Origin of the sequence: Streptococcus peroris ATCC 700780, assembly GCF_000187585.1 — a bacterium.
GTDB lineage: Bacteria > Bacillota > Bacilli > Lactobacillales > Streptococcaceae > Streptococcus > Streptococcus peroris.
Genome location: NZ_GL732463.1, coordinates 736,858 through 756,853, shown reverse-complemented (window position 1 = coordinate 756,853; position 19,996 = coordinate 736,858). Strand labels below are relative to the sequence as shown.

The 19,996-nt window shown below is 37.8% G+C and carries 21 protein-coding genes; 3 read left to right on the top strand and 18 right to left on the bottom strand.

Going from position 1 to position 19,996, the window contains the following annotated elements:
• Nucleotides 1-4 precede the first annotated feature (4 nt).
• Together HMPREF9180_RS05655 and HMPREF9180_RS05650 are read left to right on the top strand one after the other, a co-directional pair.
• Nucleotides 5-910: a permease gene (locus HMPREF9180_RS05655; protein WP_006145529.1), complete on the top strand. Its 906-nt coding sequence runs from the start codon at nucleotides 5-7 to the stop codon at nucleotides 908-910.
• The gene (locus HMPREF9180_RS05650; protein WP_006145528.1) at nucleotides 907-1,722 is read left to right on the top strand and encodes a TIGR03943 family putative permease subunit; all 816 of its coding nucleotides are present in this window, start codon (nucleotides 907-909) and stop codon (nucleotides 1,720-1,722) included. Before HMPREF9180_RS05655 ends, HMPREF9180_RS05650 begins: the two co-directional genes overlap by 4 nt.
• Before the next feature lie 18 nt (nucleotides 1,723-1,740).
• Here HMPREF9180_RS05650 and HMPREF9180_RS05645 read toward each other — a convergent pair whose 3' ends face one another.
• The 9 genes from HMPREF9180_RS05645 to HMPREF9180_RS05605 form a co-directional block, all read right to left on the bottom strand.
• Nucleotides 1,741-2,352 carry a tetratricopeptide repeat protein gene (locus HMPREF9180_RS05645; protein WP_006145527.1) on the bottom strand — a complete coding sequence of 204 codons (612 nt, stop codon included), beginning with the start codon at nucleotides 2,350-2,352 and terminating at the stop codon, nucleotides 1,741-1,743.
• 57 nt (nucleotides 2,353-2,409) lie between these two features.
• Nucleotides 2,410-3,285, bottom strand: a complete 876-nt coding sequence (aguB, locus tag HMPREF9180_RS05640) for an N-carbamoylputrescine amidase (protein ID WP_006145526.1) — start codon at nucleotides 3,283-3,285, stop codon at nucleotides 2,410-2,412.
• A gap of 9 nt (nucleotides 3,286-3,294) precedes the next feature.
• Nucleotides 3,295-4,380 carry an agmatine deiminase gene (gene aguA, locus HMPREF9180_RS05635; RefSeq protein WP_006145525.1) on the bottom strand — a complete coding sequence of 362 codons (1,086 nt, stop codon included), beginning with the start codon at nucleotides 4,378-4,380 and terminating at the stop codon, nucleotides 3,295-3,297.
• Nucleotides 4,377-5,504 carry a carboxynorspermidine decarboxylase gene (gene nspC / locus HMPREF9180_RS05630; protein WP_006145524.1) on the bottom strand — a complete coding sequence of 376 codons (1,128 nt, stop codon included), beginning with the start codon at nucleotides 5,502-5,504 and terminating at the stop codon, nucleotides 4,377-4,379. Before nspC ends, aguA begins: the two co-directional genes overlap by 4 nt.
• Nucleotides 5,504-6,763 (bottom strand): saccharopine dehydrogenase family protein, encoded by a 1,260-nt coding sequence (locus HMPREF9180_RS05625; RefSeq protein WP_006145523.1) that lies wholly within the window; start codon nucleotides 6,761-6,763, stop codon nucleotides 5,504-5,506. Before HMPREF9180_RS05625 ends, nspC begins: the two co-directional genes overlap by 1 nt.
• Nucleotides 6,760-7,620 (bottom strand): polyamine aminopropyltransferase, encoded by an 861-nt coding sequence (gene speE / locus HMPREF9180_RS05620; protein WP_006145522.1) that lies wholly within the window; start codon nucleotides 7,618-7,620, stop codon nucleotides 6,760-6,762. The genes HMPREF9180_RS05625 and speE overlap by 4 nt, the downstream gene beginning before the upstream one ends.
• The gene (locus HMPREF9180_RS05615) at nucleotides 7,621-9,081 is read right to left on the bottom strand and encodes an aminotransferase class I/II-fold pyridoxal phosphate-dependent enzyme (protein ID WP_006145521.1); all 1,461 of its coding nucleotides are present in this window, start codon (nucleotides 9,079-9,081) and stop codon (nucleotides 7,621-7,623) included.
• 538 nt (nucleotides 9,082-9,619) lie between these two features.
• Nucleotides 9,620-10,345, bottom strand: a complete 726-nt coding sequence (locus HMPREF9180_RS05610) for an alpha/beta hydrolase (protein WP_025168672.1) — start codon at nucleotides 10,343-10,345, stop codon at nucleotides 9,620-9,622.
• A gap of 58 nt (nucleotides 10,346-10,403) precedes the next feature.
• Nucleotides 10,404-11,420 (bottom strand): hypothetical protein, encoded by a 1,017-nt coding sequence (locus HMPREF9180_RS05605; RefSeq protein WP_006145519.1) that lies wholly within the window; start codon nucleotides 11,418-11,420, stop codon nucleotides 10,404-10,406.
• A 250-nt stretch (nucleotides 11,421-11,670) separates the two neighbouring features.
• On the opposite strand from HMPREF9180_RS05605, the gene HMPREF9180_RS05600 reads away from it, so the two are divergent.
• Nucleotides 11,671-12,690 (top strand): hypothetical protein, encoded by a 1,020-nt coding sequence (locus HMPREF9180_RS05600; protein WP_006145518.1) that lies wholly within the window; start codon nucleotides 11,671-11,673, stop codon nucleotides 12,688-12,690.
• A gap of 134 nt (nucleotides 12,691-12,824) precedes the next feature.
• On the opposite strand, the gene HMPREF9180_RS05595 is transcribed toward HMPREF9180_RS05600, so the two are convergent.
• The 9 genes from HMPREF9180_RS05595 to HMPREF9180_RS05560 form a co-directional block, all read right to left on the bottom strand.
• A complete protein-coding gene (locus HMPREF9180_RS05595; protein ID WP_006145517.1) occupies nucleotides 12,825-13,577 on the bottom strand; it encodes a hypothetical protein in 753 nt (250 codons plus the stop codon).
• A gap of 60 nt (nucleotides 13,578-13,637) precedes the next feature.
• Nucleotides 13,638-13,949, bottom strand: coding sequence for a hypothetical protein (locus tag HMPREF9180_RS05590; protein ID WP_006145516.1), 312 nt, complete (start codon nucleotides 13,947-13,949; stop codon nucleotides 13,638-13,640).
• Nucleotides 13,950-14,345: 396 nt separating this feature from the next.
• Complete coding sequence (locus HMPREF9180_RS05585; protein ID WP_006145515.1) at nucleotides 14,346-15,227, bottom strand: diacylglycerol/lipid kinase family protein; 882 nt, start codon at nucleotides 15,225-15,227, stop codon at nucleotides 14,346-14,348.
• A 377-nt stretch (nucleotides 15,228-15,604) separates the two neighbouring features.
• Entirely contained in the window at nucleotides 15,605-16,078 is a 474-nt protein-coding gene (locus tag HMPREF9180_RS05580; protein WP_025168671.1) for a hypothetical protein, read from the bottom strand.
• A gap of 87 nt (nucleotides 16,079-16,165) precedes the next feature.
• Nucleotides 16,166-17,020: an ADP-ribosylglycohydrolase family protein gene (locus tag HMPREF9180_RS05575; protein ID WP_025168670.1), complete on the bottom strand. Its 855-nt coding sequence runs from the start codon at nucleotides 17,018-17,020 to the stop codon at nucleotides 16,166-16,168.
• A 40-nt stretch (nucleotides 17,021-17,060) separates the two neighbouring features.
• Nucleotides 17,061-17,678, bottom strand: coding sequence for an SAP domain-containing protein (locus HMPREF9180_RS05570; protein WP_006145512.1), 618 nt, complete (start codon nucleotides 17,676-17,678; stop codon nucleotides 17,061-17,063).
• A 104-nt stretch (nucleotides 17,679-17,782) separates the two neighbouring features.
• The gene (locus tag HMPREF9180_RS10150) at nucleotides 17,783-17,911 is read right to left on the bottom strand and encodes a hypothetical protein (RefSeq protein ID WP_006145511.1); all 129 of its coding nucleotides are present in this window, start codon (nucleotides 17,909-17,911) and stop codon (nucleotides 17,783-17,785) included.
• 14 nt (nucleotides 17,912-17,925) lie between these two features.
• Nucleotides 17,926-18,729, bottom strand: coding sequence for an alpha/beta fold hydrolase (locus HMPREF9180_RS05565; RefSeq protein WP_006145510.1), 804 nt, complete (start codon nucleotides 18,727-18,729; stop codon nucleotides 17,926-17,928).
• A 206-nt stretch (nucleotides 18,730-18,935) separates the two neighbouring features.
• Nucleotides 18,936-19,913 (bottom strand): Abi family protein, encoded by a 978-nt coding sequence (locus tag HMPREF9180_RS05560; RefSeq protein ID WP_006145509.1) that lies wholly within the window; start codon nucleotides 19,911-19,913, stop codon nucleotides 18,936-18,938.
• Nucleotides 19,914-19,996: the final 83 nt, after the last annotated feature.

Genomic DNA, 19,996 nt, shown 5'->3' with positions numbered 1-19,996 from the left:
ATAGATGACACTCTTTCAAAACCTGCCTTCAAGTGTTTTACAAGCTGGTGCTATCTTTCTATCAATCATTATTGAAGCTCTACCCTTCGTTCTAATCGGTAGCGTCATCTCTGGTGCCATTGAAGTCTATGTGACTCCTGAAAAAGTATATAGATTTCTCCCTAAAAATCGTTTGGGGAGAATCTTTTTTGGTAGCTTCATAGGGTTTCTCTTTCCTTCTTGTGAGTGTGGCATTGTTCCTATCATCAATCGCTTCTTGGAGAAGAAAGTACCAAGCTATACGGCTGTTCCCTTTCTGGTAACAGCTCCCATCATTAACCCAATCGTCCTATTTGCCACTTATTCAGCTTTTAGTCATTCACTTAAAATGGTGTTGCTCCGCGCTTTGGGTTCAATTCTTGTAGCTACCATATTGGGTATCTTTCTTGGATTTTTCTGGGAGGAACCTATTCAAAAGGAAAATAGATTGGCTTGTCATGAACATGATTTTTCTCATTTAACGAAAGGTCAGAAACTTCTTCAAGTCTTTATCCAAGCTATTGATGAGTTCTTCGATATGGGGCGTTACTTGGTCTTTGGCTGTCTTTTTGCAAGCCTAGTACAAGTCTATGTACCAACTCGAATCTTGACAACTATCAGCGCTACCCCACTGCTTGCTATTATTCTATTGATGCTCTTATCCTTCCTACTATCACTCTGTAGTGAAGCGGATGCCTTTATTGGCTCTTCGTTGCTCTCTAGTTTCGGATTTGCGCCAGTTCTTGCCTTTCTGGTTATTGGACCAATGCTTGATGTCAAGAACCTCCTCATGATGAAGAATTATCTTAAAACGCGATTTATTTGGCAATTCATGACAATTGTAACTCTTGTTGTGCTTGTCTATTCTTATCTAGTCGGGGTGATGCTATGATTCGATTTTTTATCTTATTTGGCTATTTTATCTTAACCCTTTATCTGCACCTATCAGGTAAGCTCAATCAGTATCTAAACCTCCACTATTCTTATCTGGCTTATATTACTATGGTTCTGTCTTTCTTATTAGCCTTAGTTCAAGCCTATATTTGCTTCAAGCGTTTGAAAGAACATAGTCACTTACATACTATTTCAGCCAAGCTTGCTAGTTTTGTCCTCTTAAGTTTACCCTTGTTAGTTGGATTTACATTTCCAACTGTTGCACTGGACTCACAAACTGTATCCGCAAAAGGATATTATTTCCCTTTGTCGGAAGGAACTGACAAGGCAATCCAAGCAAGTGAAGGAACGAGCAGTCAGTATCTTAAACCAGATACTAGCAGGTTTTATTCACAAACAGCTCATGAAAATATTATTCGAAAGAGTGCTGATAAATACTTAGCTCAATCTAGTATAGTTATCAATGATGAAAATTACCTGGAGGTCATGGAAGCTATTTATGATTATCCAAATGAATTTGAAGGCAAGGAAATCGAGTTTATTGGCTTTGTCTATAATGATCCTAATCACGCAAATAGTCAATTTGTATTTCGCTTTGGTATCATGCACTGTATCGCTGATTCAGGAGTTTTTGGACTCTTGACCACAGGAAACACCAATCAGTACGAAAATAACACTTGGGTCAGAGTCAAAGGCAAGATTAGGAATCACTATCACAAGGAACTCAACCAAGTCCTCCCAACACTCGAGCTTCAATCCTTTGTAAAAGTCGACAAACCAGAGAATCCATATGTTTATAAAGAATTTTAAAAAAGTAGCCTAAATGGGCTACTTTTTATTAAATATTAAATCTCTGACTTCTTCCGCTCCAATCTCATCCCCAGCCTTATCAAAGAGTTGAATAGCATGACTAAAACAATCATGGGATTTACTCGAATCAAGGTTTTGATAAATCTCTCCTAACCCTCTATAAGCGCAGGCCTGAGCGATAAGGTCATCTGTCTTTAAGGCTGAATCTAGCGACTGCTGCATATATGTATTTGCTTCAAAAATTTTACCTAACTTTAATCGTAAATAACCTTGCTCATAGTCATTAACAGAAGATTTGAGATCATCCTCTGAAAAATCTTGTTCAATAACTTCTCGCTCTTTTTCGATATAGCTAAGAGCTGTTTGAAAATCATTCATTTCACGATAGACCATAGCCAATTGATGATAGGCGATGTGTTCATTCTCACGATCCTTTTCTGTAATAGCCAAGTGGAGATAACGTTGGTAAACCTCTAAACAGTCCTCGTACTTTTTTTCGTACAAATAGATATAGCCCATCAAGTTTAAAAGACTATAATCTTTACAATTTGCTAGGCAAAAATCCGCTTGAACCAATTGCTTTGCTTCATCAATCTTTCCCTCAAATAATAATTCCCAAGCTTGATTCATTGAAAGAACTCCTATCTATTCTAAAACATTAATAGCCTAAACGAAGAATACAAACGATTATTTCACAATCTCCTTATACATATCCGGTCTTCTGTCTCTAAACAAGCCCCAGTTTAGGCGTTCAGATGCTCCTGTTTCAAGATCATAGGTAGTCAATAAAACAGCGTCTCCTTGTCGTTCGGCTTGACTTAAAATAGCTCCTGTTTCATCGGTCATAAAGGATGAACCGTAGAAATTAAGACTGGAACTTTGTCCCCCATTTTCTTCACAAGGAGTGACTTCTTCTAAACCATAACGATTGGCTGCGATAACTGGCACAATATTTGCTGCTGCATGTCCCTGCATGGTACGTTGCCAATGACCACAACTATCTGTATCTAAAATTGGCTCAGAACCAATAGCTGTTGGATAAAAGAGCAATTCTGCACCATTTAAGGCAAGGCAACGGGCTGTTTCTGGGAACCACTGATCCCAACAAATCCCAATACCAATCTTGGCATAGAGAGTATCCCAGACCTTGAAACCAGTATTTCCAGGTGTGAAAAAGAATTTCTCCTGATAATAATGGTCATCTGGGATATGAGTTTTACGATAAACTCCTAGTACTTCTCCATCTGCATCAATGACAGCGATAGAGTTATACAAAACATTACCATCTTTTTCATAGAAACTGATTGGTAAAACGACCTTTAGTTCCTTGGCAATCACTTTAAAATGCTGAATAGCCGTATTTTCTGTCACCGACTGGGCATACTGATAGTAGTCATATTGACGTTCCTGACAGAAATAGGGACGTTCAAATAATTCAGGCAAGAGAATAATTTTGGCTCCTTGCTTAGCAGCTTGACGAACTAACCGTTCAGCTGTTTGGATATTGGTTTCCACATCCTTAGCGCATTGCATCTGAATGGCTGCAACCGTTACATTTCTCATCTTTTTCTCCTATTCTGGAATTTGTTGGGTAATACAGTGGATATTCCCACCACCTAAAAGAATATCTCTAGCCAGGATTCCTACGACTTCACGGTCTGGAAAACACTGGCTGAGTATATCTAGGGCCACTTGGTCGTTTACATCTTGAAATTGCGGCACCAAGACAGACTTATTAGCAATGTAAAAATTCACATAGGAAGCTGCTAGTCTTTCACCTGCATAACGCTCCTCTTCGCCTTCTTCATAAGTATAGCCCGGCAAATCTTCTTCCGTCACTACTTGATGAAGAGCTGGAATTGGAAGTTTATGAATGGTGAAGCTCCGGCCTTTTGCATCGGTTTCCGTCTCTAAAAAAGCTAGATCCGCTGCAGACATGGCATACTGGGGATCATCTTGGTCGTCCGTCCAAGCTAAAACAATCTCCGCTGGACCAACAAAGGCTGCAACATTATCGACATGTTCATTGGTTTCGTCTTGATAAATACCGTAAGGTAACCAAATGACTTTTTCGGCACCAAGGCTCTCTAGTAAGGTCTCTTCAATCTCCTCTTTAGTCATGTGAGGATTACGACCAAGGCTTAGAAGGCAACTTTCGGTCACAAGAATAGTTCCTTGACCGTCACTGTGAATAGCCCCACCTTCTAGTACAAAAGGTTTGGCGCTATAAACAGGTATATTTAATTCTTTAGCAAAGGAAGACGCGACTTGGTCATCTGCTTCATAATCTTGGTAGAGACCGTCAACAGCACCACCCCAGGCATTGAAAGACCAATCGACTGCCAACTTTTCCTTTTTATCATTAAGGAGAATAGTTGGACCAGTATCACGTGCCCAGGCATCATTTGTTGAGATATCTAGATAAACAACCTGGTCTCCAAGATAGGATTGTGCTTCAGATAGATAGTCCTCCTCCACCAAAAGATAAACTGTTTCTCCTTGAGCAATGGTTTTAATGATTTGGCTAAAAGCTGTTTTAGCAGCCAACCCTTGAAAAGGCCACGAACCCGGTCGAGTAGGCCATATCATGAGGGTCCCATGGTGAGGTTCATACTCTGCAGGCATACGATAGCCTAATTTCTTTGGACTGTCCATCATGATAATCTCTCCTTAAAGTCTTGGTAGCCAAAGGCCTTGACTAAACTGCATTCACCCTCTTTATCCATGAGATACAAACTTGGGAGTCCAATCCCGTTAAAGGTATTATTCTTAACAAAGGAGTAGATTGCCATATCCTCAAAGTAAAGTCTATCCCCAATATTAACTGGATTTTCAAAACTATAGTCACCAATGATATCACCTGTTAGACAGGTATTGGAAGAAAGTCTATAGGTATAGGCCTTTTCTTGGGCTTCAAAACCATTTCTCAATGGTGGGCGATAAGGCATCTCAAGGACATCTGGCATATGACAACTTGCTGAGGCATCTAGCACTAAGGTCTCAATCCCATTTTCAACGATGTCTAAGACTTCAGTAGCTAAATATCCAGCATTAAGCGCAATAGCTTCACCTGGTTCGATATAGACATCAAGGTCATAGGTTTCTCGAATCCGTTTAATTTCAGAAATCAGCAAGTCCACATCGTAGTCATCTCTTGTAATATGATGTCCGCCACCCATATTGAGCCATTTAACTTGATGCAAATAGGCACCAAACTGGTCTTCTACTGCTTTCAAAGTTGTTTGTAAATCATCTGCCCCTTGCTCACAGAGGGTATGAAAATGAAGTCCATCAACCAATTCCAATAAATCACTTGGTATCTTATCCAAAGTCACTCCAAAACGAGAGCCAGGAGCACAAGGATCATAAAGCGCGTGATCTCCTTGTGTTGAACACTGAGGATTGAGGCGTAGGCCTACACTGATACCAGCCTCACGACAACGTTGACCATATTTTCGTAGTTGTCTCTCTGAGTTGAAGACAATATGATCCGATATTTGAAGCAGCTCTTCCATGTCAGCCTCCTTGAAAGCAGGTGCAAATACATGGACTTCCCCCGGAAACTCTTCTCTAGCTAACTTCGCTTCATAGAGTCCACTAGCCGTTGTACCAGAGAGATACTGGCTAATCAAGGGATAGGTTTTATAGAGAGAATAAGCCTTTTGAGCTAGCAAAACCTTACAGCCAGCCTTTTCCTGAACCTGATGCAGAATACTACAATTTTCTTCTAGTTTTGCTAAATCAATGACATAGGCTGGTGTTGGTACTTGTTCTAACTTCATTAGTCCACCATTTGTGGATTTTCAACCACAACCCATGGCAAACCGAATTTATTCAAAGCTTCCATGAATGGGTCTGGATCCAATTCTTCAAGGTTATAAACTCCTGGTTGTTTCCAAGTGCCATCCATCACTAATTTTGTACCAATCATAGCTGGAACACCCGTTGTATAAGAAATGGCTTGTGAACCAACTTCTGCGTAACATTCTTGATGGTCGCAAACATTGTAGATGTAGATGGTCTTTTCAACGCCATCTTTGACACCGGTAAAGATACATCCAATATTAGTTTTACCAACAGTACGTGGGCCAAGGCTTGCAGGATCTGGAAGCAAGGCTTTCAAGAATTGGATTGGTACGATTTCTTGGCCGTTAAAGTTAATCGCATCTGTACGAAGGAGACCAACGTTTTCCAAGCATTTCATGTGCGTTAGATATGATTGGCCAAAAGTCATAAAGAAGCGAATGCGTTTAACTCCTGGAATATTCTTTGCTAATGATTCGATTTCTTCATGGTGGAGGAGATACATGTCTTTTTGACCAACTTGAGGGAAATCATACTCACGTTTGATAGACATAGCTTCGACTTCTACCCATTTTCCATCTTCCCAGTAAGAACCTGGTGCAGAAACCTCACGTAGATTGATTTCTGGGTTAAAATTTGTCGCAAATGGATAACCGTGGTCACCACCATTACAGTCCAAAATGTCGATATAGTGAATTTCGTCAAAGTAATGTTTGAGTGCATAAGCTGAAAAGACACTGGTTACACCTGGGTCAAAACCAGAACCAAGAAGAGCTGTTAAGCCTGCTTCCTTGAATTTTTCTTGATAAGCCCATTGCCATGAGTAGTCAAAGTAGGCTGTAAAACCAAGTTCCTTGCAACGTTTCTCATAAATCGCACGCCATTCAGGGTCTTCTGTATCCTCGGCCTCATAGTTGGCAGTATCGATATAGTGGACACCTGTTGCCAAACAAGCATCCATAATAGTCAAGTCTTGATAAGGCAAAGCTACGTTCAAAACAGCTTCTGGTTTGTAGCTTTCGATCAAGGCAATCACTTCTTCTACCTTGTCAGCATCAAGAGCAGCTGTCTCAATCTTAGTATTTGTTTTGCCTTCTAATTTAGCCTTCAAGTCATCACATTTTGACTTAGTACGGCTAGCAATCATAATTTCTTTAAACGTTTCGCTATCTTGGCAAATCTTTGAAATAGCAACTTGGGCAACGCCCCCACATCCAATAACTAATAAACGACTCATTTTTTTCCTTCCTCTTCTTCTAAAATGTCTTCTACATACTTAGGCAACATAAAGGCACCAATATGCAAGTTTGCAGTGTAGTATTCCGTAAATAACTGGCGTTTTTTCCAGCCTTCTTTATCAAAATCTTCAATAGGATGATATTTTTTTGATGCAAATCCAAACAACCAATAACCAGCAGGGCTAGTTGGAATATGGGCTTGATATACCCGACTGATTGGAAAGGCTTGATTGACCTTGCGGTGCATACTCCGACAAGCGGATTCGTCCTCATCAAAAAAGGGACTTCCGTGTTGGTAAATCATAATGCCATCTTCCTTGAGAGCCCGATAACTACTACCGTAAAACTCTTTGGTAAAGAGACCTTCTGTATGACCAAAGGGATCAGTCGCGTCATTGATGATAATATCGTAAGTGTCCTCACAATTTCTCAAAAAACGTAACCCATTTTGATAATAAATATGAACACGGGTGTCATCCAATCCAGATGCAAAGTCAGGAAAATACTCTCGACAAACCTCAACCAGCATCTCATCTGGTTCTACAATATCGATTTGTTCCAATTCAGGATAGAGTGTCAAAACCTGGGCAACACCTCCGTCACCACCCCCAATGACCAAGACTTTCTTGGGATTGGGATGGACAGCCATAGGAACGTGAACCGTCATTTCATTGTATACAAAATCATCTGCATCCGAGAACAAAACATGCCCGTTTAAGATCAATATCTTCCCAAAAGCTGGCGTATCTAAAACCTCAATATCTTGCCATTCACTTCTTCCAGCATAGAGTTGCTTAACTGTGCGTAGCGACAATTTAACATCTGGTGTGTGAACTTCTGAAAACCATAAGTCCATCTAGTTCTCCTTTCTCTCAATGACATTGATGTGATTGACCTCTGGATCTTCCGTTCCTTGCAAGGAACAACCCCTATCTTTGGCAAAACGTATATAATCAATCATTTCCTGAGTGATTCGTTCACCTGGTGCTAGGATTGGAATACCTGGAGGATAACACATCACGAACTCTCCACAGACTCTACCAACAGTTTCAGCAATTGGAAGGCTAATGCGCTCAGCATAGAAGGCTTCCTGGGGAGATAAAACGAGTTCAGGTTGGATATATTCACCCGCTATCAAATCGTTTCCATCACGTGAGTAGAGTCTCTTAATATCAGCCAGAGCGCCGACTAAACGCTCAATGTCTTGGATTCGATCTCCGATAGAAATATAGGCTAAGATATTGCCAATATCGCCAAACTCAATCTGGATGTCATACTCATCACGTAAGAGATCATAAACTTCAATACCTGTCAGACCAATCCCTTGAGTATAGATAGATAGCTTGGTAACATCAAAATCACAAACACTGATTCCATCAATCAACTCTTTTGAGTAGGCATAGTAGCCACCGATGGCATTGATTTCGCGTCGAGCGTACTCAGATAACTCAATCACCTTCTCAAATGATTCTTTTCCTCGAAGGGCCAGATTACGTCGTGAAATATCTAGACTGGCCATCAATAAGTAGGAAGCTGACGTAGATTGCGTAAGATTGATAATCTGCCGAACATACTCTGGGCTCATCTGCTCTCCTATGAGCAGAATGGAACTCTGAGTCAAACTCCCACCAGACTTATGCATAGAAACGGCTGCCATGTCTGCACCTGCATCCATGGCAGATAGGGGGAGTTTATCTGTAAAGTGCAAATGAGCTCCATGAGCTTCATCAACCAATACCTTCATTCCGGCTTCATGGGCCATCTTGGTCAATCCTTTAAGGTCAGAACATATCCCGTAGTAAGTCGGATTGTTGATTAAAACAGCCTTGGCATCTGGATGCTCCTTTATGGCTTGTGCCAGTCTGTCATTTTCAAGTCCCAAGGCTATTCCAATCTTTGGATCCACACTCATTTCGATATAGATGGGAATGGCGCCACATAAGACTAAAGCATTAATAGCAGACTTATGTACATTTCGCGGCAAAATAATCTTATCACCAGCCTTACAAGTGGCTAGTATCATCGACTGTACAGAGGAAGTTGTACCACCAATCATTAAAAAGGCGTGGGCTGCACCAAACGCCTCTGCTGCTAGCTCCTCTGCTTCTCTAATAATCGAAATGGGATGCCCTAGATTATCTAGAGATTTCATCGAGTTCACATCGATACCGACACATTTTTCGCCTAACAATTCGACCAGTTCTGGATTTCCACGTCCACGTTTATGGCCCGGGACGTCAAAAGGCACGATTCTTTTCTTTCGTAATTTTACCAAACCCTCATAAATCGGGGCTTGACTTTGATCCAAATGATACAAATAGAACTCCTTTACTTCATTTAGGAATTTTTCTCGTTTACATATGAGCTACTTCATTTTATGAACTCATGAAAAAAGAGCAGGTTTCCACCCGCTCTACAATCTACTGACGTTTTTTACTTTGTTTCTGTTGAGTATTTCTGTTCCTGATGTTTCCAAACTCTCTAGTAGCAAATATTACGTACTTTATTGATCGTTTCACAAGATGACGTGTGCTTTCACCACACTAACAAATGTATACGAATTAGGATCTTCATCCTAACATCAACTTATAAAAGTAGGCTTTTAACCCTATCAATAATGTGGCTTCCCAGCCACGCTTCGGCATTCAACCCAACCTGTCCGTAGGTATTTTTTACTCGGGTTTATATTTGCTAGAAAACATCAATCCCATTTTCTAAGCATTATCACTATATCATATTTTATAAGGCTTGTAAATACTTTTCGGCTATTTTTTGCTTCGCTAGTTTCGTCTATTCTTTACGATTTAAAAAGAAAATTTCTGTATAGCAACTTCAAGAAATCGAAACTGAATCATTTACCTTACTGATTTTTCAAACCACTGGTGAATCATACGCGCAAGTTCATTGGGACGTTCTGTGTAGAGGTCATGCCCACAATCTTCAATAAACCTCATTTCAAATGAAGCTGGTACTTGATTGAGGGCTTGAGTTCGCCAGTCTTGATCCTTAGGAAAGTCTGGGACAATCAACAATACCTTGGTAGCAACCAATCTAATGTCACTAGCCTTAAGCTCTCGTCTTAACCTTAGTAGATTAAAAACTTTCTCTCGATCGAGTGCCAGTTCAAATTTTTGATCTCTTTCATTCCATTTAAAGGACTCTCTTACAGCCCTCTCCAAATTTTTCGACCAATAAGGAGCACCTTTCTTTTCCTCGGAAATGACCGCTTCTATATCGGTAAAGGTCTGTGTTTTAAAGTAATCATCCGTTGACCTTAGTTCATCCTCAAGAGACATCAATTGATCCAAGTCCAAATAGCCACCATCTAATAAAATCAAGAAAGCAACTTGTGGACACTGAGCTGCCAAAAAGCGAGCCATATCAGCACCCAAGGAATGAGCAATTAGACAAACTTCTGTTTCATTATGAAGTTCACGAGAAAACCAAGCTATTAAATCTTCCTTGCTGGTAATTTCTGAATGGTAGGGATTTAAAAACGTAACTGGCTCATTCAACTCGTTAAAAAAATCCAAAGCATGGTACTCATTGCTTCCTAAACCACCAATAAAATAAGTCTTCATTTTTTCTCCTTGTTTCATCCTCAATATTTGTTTGCCTTATTTTTATAAGGTCCAGTTCTCAATCATTTCTTGCAATCTCAGCTGATAATTCAAAATCTATCATGTGGTAATTTTCATCTAAGCGGATGAGACTATAATATTCATTCCAAAATAGATGATCGCTATTACTTTTCCACTTTAATCCATACCATAGCTGAGTGACATCGTTTGTATTGGATGGGGGAATTGACCATAGATGCTTTTTGAAAGTTTCTTGAACAATTGGAACATCTAGTCTAGTAGTCAAGTTGAGTTCATCCAATTTCAATGTTATAGAATGTTTTTTGGCTGCTTCAATGCTCTCCTTGTTAAATCGAACCTGAATAACCTTGGAATCTTCTAAAGCCACATCCTGGTCCTCAGCTCCATAAAAGGAGATACTCCCCAGTACAATGCCGTCTTTTACTAGAAGATAGGGAGCATAGGACACAGCATTGCTATCCAGCTTAAAGCCTTTTCCGATGGTGATTGATTTATCTCCTGAATACTTCTGGAAACTTCCATCTGTCAGGAGATCTTCGTAGTCCCTACCACCATCACCCTGTTTTACATAGATATCAAATCCAGCTTCCATCAGATCACTTGCTTTGGTCTCTGCTAGAGTAATTTTATTTTCATTAATCTGCAAAATCGGTGCTTGAGGCGGGAAACCAATCGTGAGATTAAACATGACTCCTACTAGAAAGACCATAAAGGTTATAAGGAGGGCAAGCAAAGACTTCCCAGTCCGCTTTCGAGCATTGAAAAGGGCCATTAGAGCTGGGAAAATAATCATTTTAGCTAAAATAGAATTCCCAACACCACCTCTATTTAAGGTCTGAAATGCAAACATCCCTGCAATTGCAATCAATGTCAGGTAAATCAAAAACTCACCTAACCCTAGCTTATCCGTTCGAGTTTGTTGGTTTACAGACGTTTCGTACAATGCCTGCCCATTCTCTTTTTTCTTCTTGAGAAAAAGATAAAAGCCCAGACCTAGCAGCAGATTAAAGATTGTAAAAGCAATTAAAGTACCTATAATCACCGTTCTACCCATGGCTCTCTACTCCTTTATGTTCTCTCTCAAATCTTATCTTTCTCTTTATTGTCAAATTCCCAATCAATAAAACAATAAGTAAGAAGGGGTCGCCTTCTATCAGTACAATCGGTAAAGCTTAAATGACAATGATTCTCATCTTTTTATCTTTAAGGAAACTGCTATTATTTCTAGCTCTATTTCCCTACAAAATGCTATAATGGAGCTAAGAAAATTGTTCTCTAGCAATTGAAAAACAGGGGAAACAGTCATGTTCACTAATATCGTTTTGGCTTTTTATGCTATTTTCTTTTTATCCTTATTCTTTACCATCTATCTCTATCTCAGACTTGTAGTCGCAGTCAGACATGGTAAAAATCTCCCAAAATGGATCTATAAGCTTGGGCAGGCATTTCAAGGAAGAATTCACGTTGACTATGAAGAAATCACTGACTCCAATGCTCTTAAAGAGGTTCATTGGTTCTTTTTAATCTATCTAATTGTAAATCTTCTAGTATTCGTTGGATTTTATTATCATGGTTATAGCCAACCTCAAGCAATCTATGAATGTTTGAAAAAACAATTTTTCATCGTACTTGTTAGTATGATTTTCAAAAGTATTGGCAAATTAATTGTAACAGCAATAAGAAAAAATTTTCAAAACAGTCATGTTTATGCACCAACCAATGCTATTATCGGATCTGTTTTTTTCACGAGTTATATTTTTATGTTTTGCATCATGATGAGTGGACTCCCAGCTCAACCTGTTCTAGTAACGCTTCAAAATACCAATGTTATTATTGGAGAGACCAAGGCTTCCGAGCTTTTGGACCAAGGTTTTACCTTCGAAGATAAAAGTCCAGAGAGCCTCATTACCAACCAAAAAAACGACCATTTCTACTACGGTCAGCTTCTTGAAATCAAGCGTGACAATCAGGCTTATGGTTTTATGAGCCTTACTCCCACTGGAAAGGATACTGAACAACTAAAAAACTGCGTCATTACCTACTATAGAACACCCAAAGATACCCATCAACTGCAGGAAATTTCTATCAATCATGTCAATCTAGTAAACCTCAAACTCCAGGATTTTCAAACACGAAAATTAATCGATATCTTTGAAGTCAATCCTGCTGATTATAATATCTCCGATACCGATGATAACTTCATTCTAACCATGCAAACAGAAGATTACGACCTCTGGAAAAGATACAGGATCGAAGCTAAGTTTAATAGAGATGGTTCCGTAGATAGCTATGGTGTCAGAGTCCAGCATAGTATGTGGGAATGATTTTAATCTCCGATCAGTCAGCATAATATAAAGTAGCTATTTACTCATTTTAGTATCTACTTGATGTTATGCTTTTTCATTTACACTAAATAGTAACATCCCTTTTTATAACAAGCGCCTCACTTCTTCAACAACTACATTGAAGCGAGTAAGCTTTTAGCCATTCGTACAATATAGAGCGTATCATCTTCTTTTGATAGTCGATTGAGCAAGTCAGTAGCCCTTGTAATGTCTCCTTTGATAGAGGCATTCATTGCCTGGAAGTAGTTTATTTCTAGTTTCTGGTATTTATAATCATGGCTATCATTTTCAAAGTAATCATTGCTTTGATGCGCGATTGTTAAATCGTAGATAGCCCTACTCAAATTTTTAGTTTTTTCTGCAAACGCAGCATCGGAGATAGTCAAACCTCTTAGCAAAGAGTCCAATTCTTCCCTATCCATATTTTGACGAGAAAGAATCGTCGAGCGAATCATATAGTTCTGCAAAATATTTTTGTACTGTTGTTTTACTTTGTTATCATTCAAAATTTCTTGAGAATTTTGTATGGCTCTATCAAAATCTCCAATCATGTAAAAGTACATTACCTGTATGGTTTTCGCGTCAATTTGTAGCTTTGAAGATTTTGCGTTCTCGTTAATTTGAATATATTGTTTCAAAGAGGCTAAATCCATATCCACATAGATTAATGTTTCAACTCTCTTCAGATATTTTGTGTTATTAAACCATACAAAGATAGACAAGCAAACAATCAATAGAAGTATAGACAAGGTTTGTAAAGTTAAATCTTTTATCATCCAATGGAAAAAAATGATGAGAAAAGCTACCAAAATAGACACCACTCTAGCAGGTAGAATATATTTGTTTCGTATTTTTTGATAATCCATTCTATTCCTTTCAACTCACCAAGCATCATATAAAGTTGCTATTACGACAGATTTAAGCATCTACTTGATGTTATGCTTCTTCATTTTCTCTTGGAAAATACCCGTAATAATTTGACGTAATTCTTCTCTTTCTTTTTCCGGAAGGTCTCCTTTTTGCGCAGCAACAGCGTATAATTCAGGATATTCAAGTGAAATTCTTTTAATGGTCCGTGTTATCGCATGTTTTCTTACGAAAAATGGGATCCGTTTAATGTAATCTTGGGGAACCAAGGCGATAATCTTATCTGCTGTTTCCTTGTCACTAATCTTGGACGTTGTAAGTCCATTTTTAATCATTTCTTGTTCTTTTTCTGTAAAATCTTGTAATTTCATATTTGTCTCCTATTTTTATCATTTATTTCATTATAGACCAAGCATGATAAAAGAACAAATATATTATTTGAAAATCCGACCTAACAAAAACCTTCAGCTCTAATCACACTGGTCCTCATCTTATGTAATTTCTCAAGTAGGGTTCACCATCGCTATCATATTTATTGATATAACCAATAAATCTCTCATTTCTCCTTGCTTTAATTTGGTTAGCTTAGATAACCCAAACAGCCCATACTCCGACTCAGACAAACATTATTTATGCTAGAACTGCTTCCATTTTAACGACTTCCTATAAAATTGAACCTACTTGTCATTGTCCATAATAAATGGTTTTGCAAGAGCTTCACCTATATAGTTTTCGAATCTTCAAAAATTGATTTAAAACATATTTTATTATTGTTTCGGTTGAGAATAGACTTCGATATGCTGACCTAGCACTTTGATTTCTACTGGTAGGTCATCAGATTTGTCACCATCAACATCCGTTTCTAATTCAGAATCAGAAGAAATTTTTATATGACGAGCTTTTATATACTCGATATTATCATTTACGACGACATCCCCTTTTAATAAATCAGGGATAACTGACAATTTAGTAAGGATTGAGGCATCTTTTAAAATCAAAATATTGGCATAACCATCCTTGTCTTCTTCAAAAATCTTCTTGTCAGCGAAATAATTGGTAAGAAGAACTAAAACATGGCTGGCAGGGCCGATGTAATTTCCTTTTTCAGTCTCAACAGTAATATTAAATGCTTGATCTGTTACGACAGACTTCATAGTATTAATCGCATAGGCGAGCATGCCAAATTTTGTTTTATCCTCTATCCCAACGTTGTGGATGGCCTCTGGTAGTGAGCCAATACTAAAGATATAACCAAAATAATTTCCATTTGATTTTCCGATATCAATCTTATTCGTAGAATTAAAATCTAGTTCGTCAATGGCACCATCAATATCTTGATTAATTTCTAACAGTTTCGTAATGAGATTTCCAGTTCCTCCTGGGATAATCGCCAGTTTAGGAATATAGTCTTTCTCGGCGATACCAGAGATTACTTCATTGACAGTCCCATCTCCACCAAAAACAAGAACTGCATCATAGTGCTCCCGAGACGCTTCTTCTGCAAAGTTTGTGGCGTCTTGCGCTTTCTTTGTAATTTTAATCTCCACATCTTCAAAGTAGTCTCTAGCTTTATTCTCCAGTTTCACCTTATAATCCAGAGCTTTTTCGCTACCAGATGTAGGATTGATGATTACCATAATTTTTTTCATTTATAATTCTCCTTAAAGATATCTCAAAATGTCTAGTAACTAATTTTATCATTTGTGGTATTGAAACTCCATCTATAAACTTGGAGAGGCAATTAAACAACCCATTAAAAAGACTAGTTCTACAATATCTTAACTTCTATACGTCTTTCTGTGATAAACTCACATAATCTGTTAGGTACAAAACACCTGAAATTAAAGCTAATACACAAGGAAACAAACCCAAGAACAGATGCAGTAAACAGAAATTGATAGGTTTTCCCGACTGTTTTTTTCATAATAACTTTCTCCTAAAAATACTAACTGGCTTTTCTGCTATTCCTACTTGGCTTTAATCATTAATTATTCCCAAAATAATACTGACTCCCCGTGATATTATTTTATCTTTCTCTCTCTCGCAGTCCATCCCAGGAAGGATCATCTGATATTTTAATATCACCTATAAACCATCTCTTCATCTTCTTTTTATCCTTATAGGGATTGGGGTGGACAACGGTAAAAGCATGAATACTTGCATCTGGAAAATACAGTTCGACATTTAAGGACTGCTTGGGATTATCATTGACATAGGCTGAAAAGTAAATATGATAATGACCACCCATATCACCACTATCATCATAGTGTCCCCGAGCTGTATTAGGCAAAAGCTTTACAGAGTCTACGGACTGCCCCTCATCTTTCAAATGGGTAACAATCTCACTCTTAATAGACTCTTCATGATCAAGGATAAACTTAGTACTATCACTATATATTAGATTGCCATTGCGTATATTCCCATTGATAAAAAAAGGTAAACTCACAAGCACAAAAGGCAACAAGATAGCGATATACAACCACTTTTTTGATTTTAGCATCAAACTTCCTCTCCAGTTTTTTACTCTTTCCTCGCAATTCATTTTCATTGTAAGACAATAAATAGTTCCACGAATTATAAAACACAGTTAACTTATGTGAATTTCAGTTTCCCAGCGTCTGAGGATATCCTTTAAGGGCTCATCAAGATAGGTATAGGTCTTATCCTTAATCCAATCAGGAATTCCATAAGCTGCCTCTGCTATACTACCTGTGATGGCAGCAAGAGTATCACTATCCCCACCAAGAGAAATGGCATTTCGAATTGCATCTTCAAAATCTGTACTTTCAAGAAATGCAATGATAGCCTGAGGTACTGTATCCTGACAAGTTTCATTGAAATGATAGCTAGGACGAATTTCATTCAGAGATTGAGAAAGATTATAGCCATACTCCTTCTCTATTTTTTCCTTGATACGTTTCTTACACTCTATAGGGTTATCATTGATTGGTTGCCCGTAGTCACTACAGTAGCCCCCAAAGTAATACCGACACATAAAGATAGCATCAGACGTCGCCATAGCTCCTTTGACCCCCTCTGGATGATTATGAGTCACCTCTGCGGAAAGTCGAGCAAGAGCTCTGCTAGTTGGCCAGGTACCTGTTCGTGCACAAAAGCAACAAGCCATGACCCAAGCACAGGGAGAAACACGCATGGCAGAGCCATTGCCAAAGCTATTATAAGGGGCGCGGTCATTGCTATGAATCCATACATCAAACCTAGCACCATAACCAGCATCAGGATACATCCTACCATACTTCTTCATGGCATCAATAAAGTCATCCTTCTGACCACCATTCATAATGGCTTCAGCAACAGCGCAGGTCATAACCGTATCATCTGTGAAAAAGCAATCCTCACGAAATAATGGAAAGTCTTTCGTTTTAAAGTTGTTCCATTCATAAACAGAACCTACAATATCTCCAACTATTGCTCCTAGCATGCTATTCCTCCATACAAACTTTTGGTTGAGACTGACATTTCTACTTGCCATACTCTTTTATTTTACCAGCATATTCGGTCAAAAGATTCTTTGAATAAATTTTTTCATTACTTGAATTTCTAACTTCTTTCCAAAGAATAGAAGCTACTTTTAGTTTATTAGAGTAGTTGCCACTATTTTCGTCTGCACAGAAGTCCTTTAAAAATTGGTTCCATTGACAAACCGAATGATCATACTTGGCATAATCTGAATTTCCATAATAAACTTTTAGCATATCTTGGATTGTGAAACTCAAATCATTGTCGCTTTTTACTTTTCTCCAAGCAGTAGCCATATCGGCAGTAAACTTAAAGGGCGAAACATCTGTTAAAGTTGAGAAATATTCTCTAAAGTGTGCATTAAAGGAGAATCCACATTCAAGTAAGGGCGTATTTAAGGTAACGACTTCTACTTGTTTCTTTTTCCTTTTTATTGATGACTTTTTAATCAAATTACCCTTAAAGTACTGCTCAATAATATGATTGAGTTCTTGTTTGGTCCCTCTATATTCAAGCCCTAATGACTTGCATATCTGTGAAAGTTCATCCCGATACCAATAGTATTTATTAAACTCATCAAAGGATGTGATTTTTTCAAACTCAGGTCTGCTTTCTATCAATATAACACCTCCTTAAAAACAGTTTAGGTTTTCATTTCTAAATAATGGAGTTTTAGATTCTTTATTCTGAGGATTAGTTACGTTTCGCTAACAAGCTTACACATTCAGCGGTTCGGACTTACCGTATCGTCCGTGAAAAAGCAATCCTCACGAAATAATGGAAAGTCTTTCGTTTTAATGTTGTTCCATTCATAAACAGAACCTACAATATCTCCAACTACTGCTCCTAGCATAAGATTCCTCCTTATTACATATCAGATTCAATACACATTTCCAATGAATCGTTCTTAAAAAATGTCTCCACCAAATCAACCCATTCTTGAGGCAGGTAAGCTGATAAATAGCCATGGTTATAGCCCTTTGCTTCATACAGGATCGTGTTGGGATGGAGCTGCTGAAATAATTTCGCCGATGCTTTCACACAGTTCAATTCTTTTTCACCGTAGATATACAGAACCTGAGCCTTACTAGCAGAAATCGTGTCCTTCAGCTTGTAATGCCCCATATAGGTTTTGTAAATGGTCACCAATGTTTCGATAGGAGTTCTTGGCAGATCTTCTAAATAATAAGCTTTTATTTCATCTGGATAAGCCAGTTTAGGATAGAATTTGTTCATCATGCTTAATTGAAGTTTGCAAGAGAATTTACTGAACATCAATTTACCAAATAGAGACACTAGAAAGATACTGATTTTAGCTAACCCTGGTTGAGAAATACAGAGGCTTCCGTCTATGATGGCCTTCTCAGCTATCTCGCTGTCTAATGACAAAAGCTCCATGGCAATTTGACCACCAAGTGAAACGCCACCAATCGCAAACAATTTCCCACCACAGTTTGCTTTGATATAGTCTAGAATCTCCAAAGCAGAATCTTCAGTAGAAACATAATCAAGTTGATATTCTTCGCCGTGGCCATTCAAAGTAGGTAAAATAACACGATACTTCCCTGACAAGATCCGTACTTGACGAAGATAATTCCACCAAGAACTGCCACCGCCATGTATCAGCAAGATAGAAGGCAAATTCTTATCACCAAATTCATGGAATTTCATATTTAAACTCCTTACTGTAGGACTTTCACTAGATAAATATTTGTTCAATCAGTTTGAACAAGTAGAGTGGGCTAACTTAATTTGTATGCTATTCTTATATACAAAAAATAGGACACCGTCGTAACGTTGCCCCGTCAAAAATTGATTACAATTTTTAGTTAATAAAGTAATTCTACCATCACTCTGGTATTTTGTCAAATTTTTATTTACTTTATAGTATCATTTACAATCTTTTGAATGAATGTGTAAGTACTATTAATCAATTGATTATTTTTGAAAAAACCATCTTTTTCTTTCATCCTTTTATTGAATAAATCGTCCAGTTCTTTGAATCGATGCTTTTTGACCTTTCCTGAGACAATCTGGTCATAAACATAAATCAATGCAACAAATTCCAGAATAGCGCGAGATGACAACCTTTTCCTTCTGCTAGACGTTGTTATACCAGGAATTCCTTTAACAAATTTTATAATCTCTTGAGGGGGTACAGTTGTTCCAGGATTCAAGTCATATAAGATACAATTGTTGTGAGCAGCGGCATTTCTTAAGCTTCGTACTAGATTTAAAATCTGACTTTGAATATGAGGGTATTTTTTACTGGTGTAGTAGTCTAAATAAAAATTTATAATAGATCCAAAACTCAATAATTCCATCAAAACCCATACTGGGCAATCCTCATAGTTTGTAATCTCATAACAGACTGAACGATTTTTTGTTGTTTGCTTGATGGTGAAATATTTCTTTAAAAGATCTCCAGTATGTGGTGATAAGATTGTTCCTTGAATTTTTTTAATTTCTCGAGGGTGTTTTTTTAAAAACTGTTTTACTAAATCATAGCCATCTGTTGTTACATCTTTCTCCACGTCATGAATCAAGTTGACACACATACTATGTTCAATATCAGAACACATTTTTTGTACTAAAAATCTATAATGCATGTCCAGTATACTCATCTCAACCAAATAAGAAAAATCAAGTTGTATGTACTTACCTTGTTTTGCTCCTTTTTGATATTTTTGATAATTTTTTCTATATGAAGCCGTTCGTAGATAGTTATTAATATTAGATAAATAATTGGCAGCTACAGATTCATCAATATAATTAAATGTAATGCCTCTATTATTTTTCATTTCTAAAATTAATTGGGAAACTAACTTCTTAGGTTTTTTAACTTTATTTGCCATAACCTCTCCCTAAATAGATTTGTTGAAAAGAATCCAAATACAGTAAGCGAAAATCTATAATTAAGATATTTAACAACGTTTTA

Bases quoted from the DNA above. Each gene is read 5' to 3' on its own strand.
- HMPREF9180_RS05655 (WP_006145529.1), top strand. From the start codon at position 5: ATGACACTCTTTCAAAACCTGCCTTCAAGTGTTTTACAAGCTGGTGCT.
- HMPREF9180_RS05650 (WP_006145528.1), top strand. From the start codon at position 907: ATGATTCGATTTTTTATCTTATTTGGCTATTTTATCTTAACCCTTTAT.
- HMPREF9180_RS05645 (WP_006145527.1), bottom strand. From the start codon at position 2,352: ATGAATCAAGCTTGGGAATTATTATTTGAGGGAAAGATTGATGAAGCA.
- aguB (WP_006145526.1), bottom strand. From the start codon at position 3,285: ATGAGAAATGTAACGGTTGCAGCCATTCAGATGCAATGCGCTAAGGAT.
- aguA (WP_006145525.1), bottom strand. From the start codon at position 4,380: ATGATGGACAGTCCAAAGAAATTAGGCTATCGTATGCCTGCAGAGTAT.
- nspC (WP_006145524.1), bottom strand. From the start codon at position 5,504: ATGAAGTTAGAACAAGTACCAACACCAGCCTATGTCATTGATTTAGCA.
- HMPREF9180_RS05625 (WP_006145523.1), bottom strand. From the start codon at position 6,763: ATGAGTCGTTTATTAGTTATTGGATGTGGGGGCGTTGCCCAAGTTGCT.
- speE (WP_006145522.1), bottom strand. From the start codon at position 7,620: ATGGACTTATGGTTTTCAGAAGTTCACACACCAGATGTTAAATTGTCG.
- HMPREF9180_RS05610 (WP_025168672.1), bottom strand. From the start codon at position 10,345: ATGAAGACTTATTTTATTGGTGGTTTAGGAAGCAATGAGTACCATGCT.
- HMPREF9180_RS05605 (WP_006145519.1), bottom strand. From the start codon at position 11,420: ATGGGTAGAACGGTGATTATAGGTACTTTAATTGCTTTTACAATCTTT.
- HMPREF9180_RS05600 (WP_006145518.1), top strand. From the start codon at position 11,671: ATGTTCACTAATATCGTTTTGGCTTTTTATGCTATTTTCTTTTTATCC.
- HMPREF9180_RS05595 (WP_006145517.1), bottom strand. From the start codon at position 13,577: ATGGATTATCAAAAAATACGAAACAAATATATTCTACCTGCTAGAGTG.
- HMPREF9180_RS05590 (WP_006145516.1), bottom strand. From the start codon at position 13,949: ATGAAATTACAAGATTTTACAGAAAAAGAACAAGAAATGATTAAAAAT.
- HMPREF9180_RS05585 (WP_006145515.1), bottom strand. From the start codon at position 15,227: ATGAAAAAAATTATGGTAATCATCAATCCTACATCTGGTAGCGAAAAA.
- HMPREF9180_RS05580 (WP_025168671.1), bottom strand. From the start codon at position 16,078: ATGCTAAAATCAAAAAAGTGGTTGTATATCGCTATCTTGTTGCCTTTT.
- HMPREF9180_RS05575 (WP_025168670.1), bottom strand. From the start codon at position 17,020: ATGCTAGGAGCAATAGTTGGAGATATTGTAGGTTCTGTTTATGAATGG.
- HMPREF9180_RS10150 (WP_006145511.1), bottom strand. From the start codon at position 17,911: ATGCTAGGAGCAGTAGTTGGAGATATTGTAGGTTCTGTTTATGAATGG.
- HMPREF9180_RS05565 (WP_006145510.1), bottom strand. From the start codon at position 18,729: ATGAAATTCCATGAATTTGGTGATAAGAATTTGCCTTCTATCTTGCTG.
- HMPREF9180_RS05560 (WP_006145509.1), bottom strand. From the start codon at position 19,913: ATGGCAAATAAAGTTAAAAAACCTAAGAAGTTAGTTTCCCAATTAATT.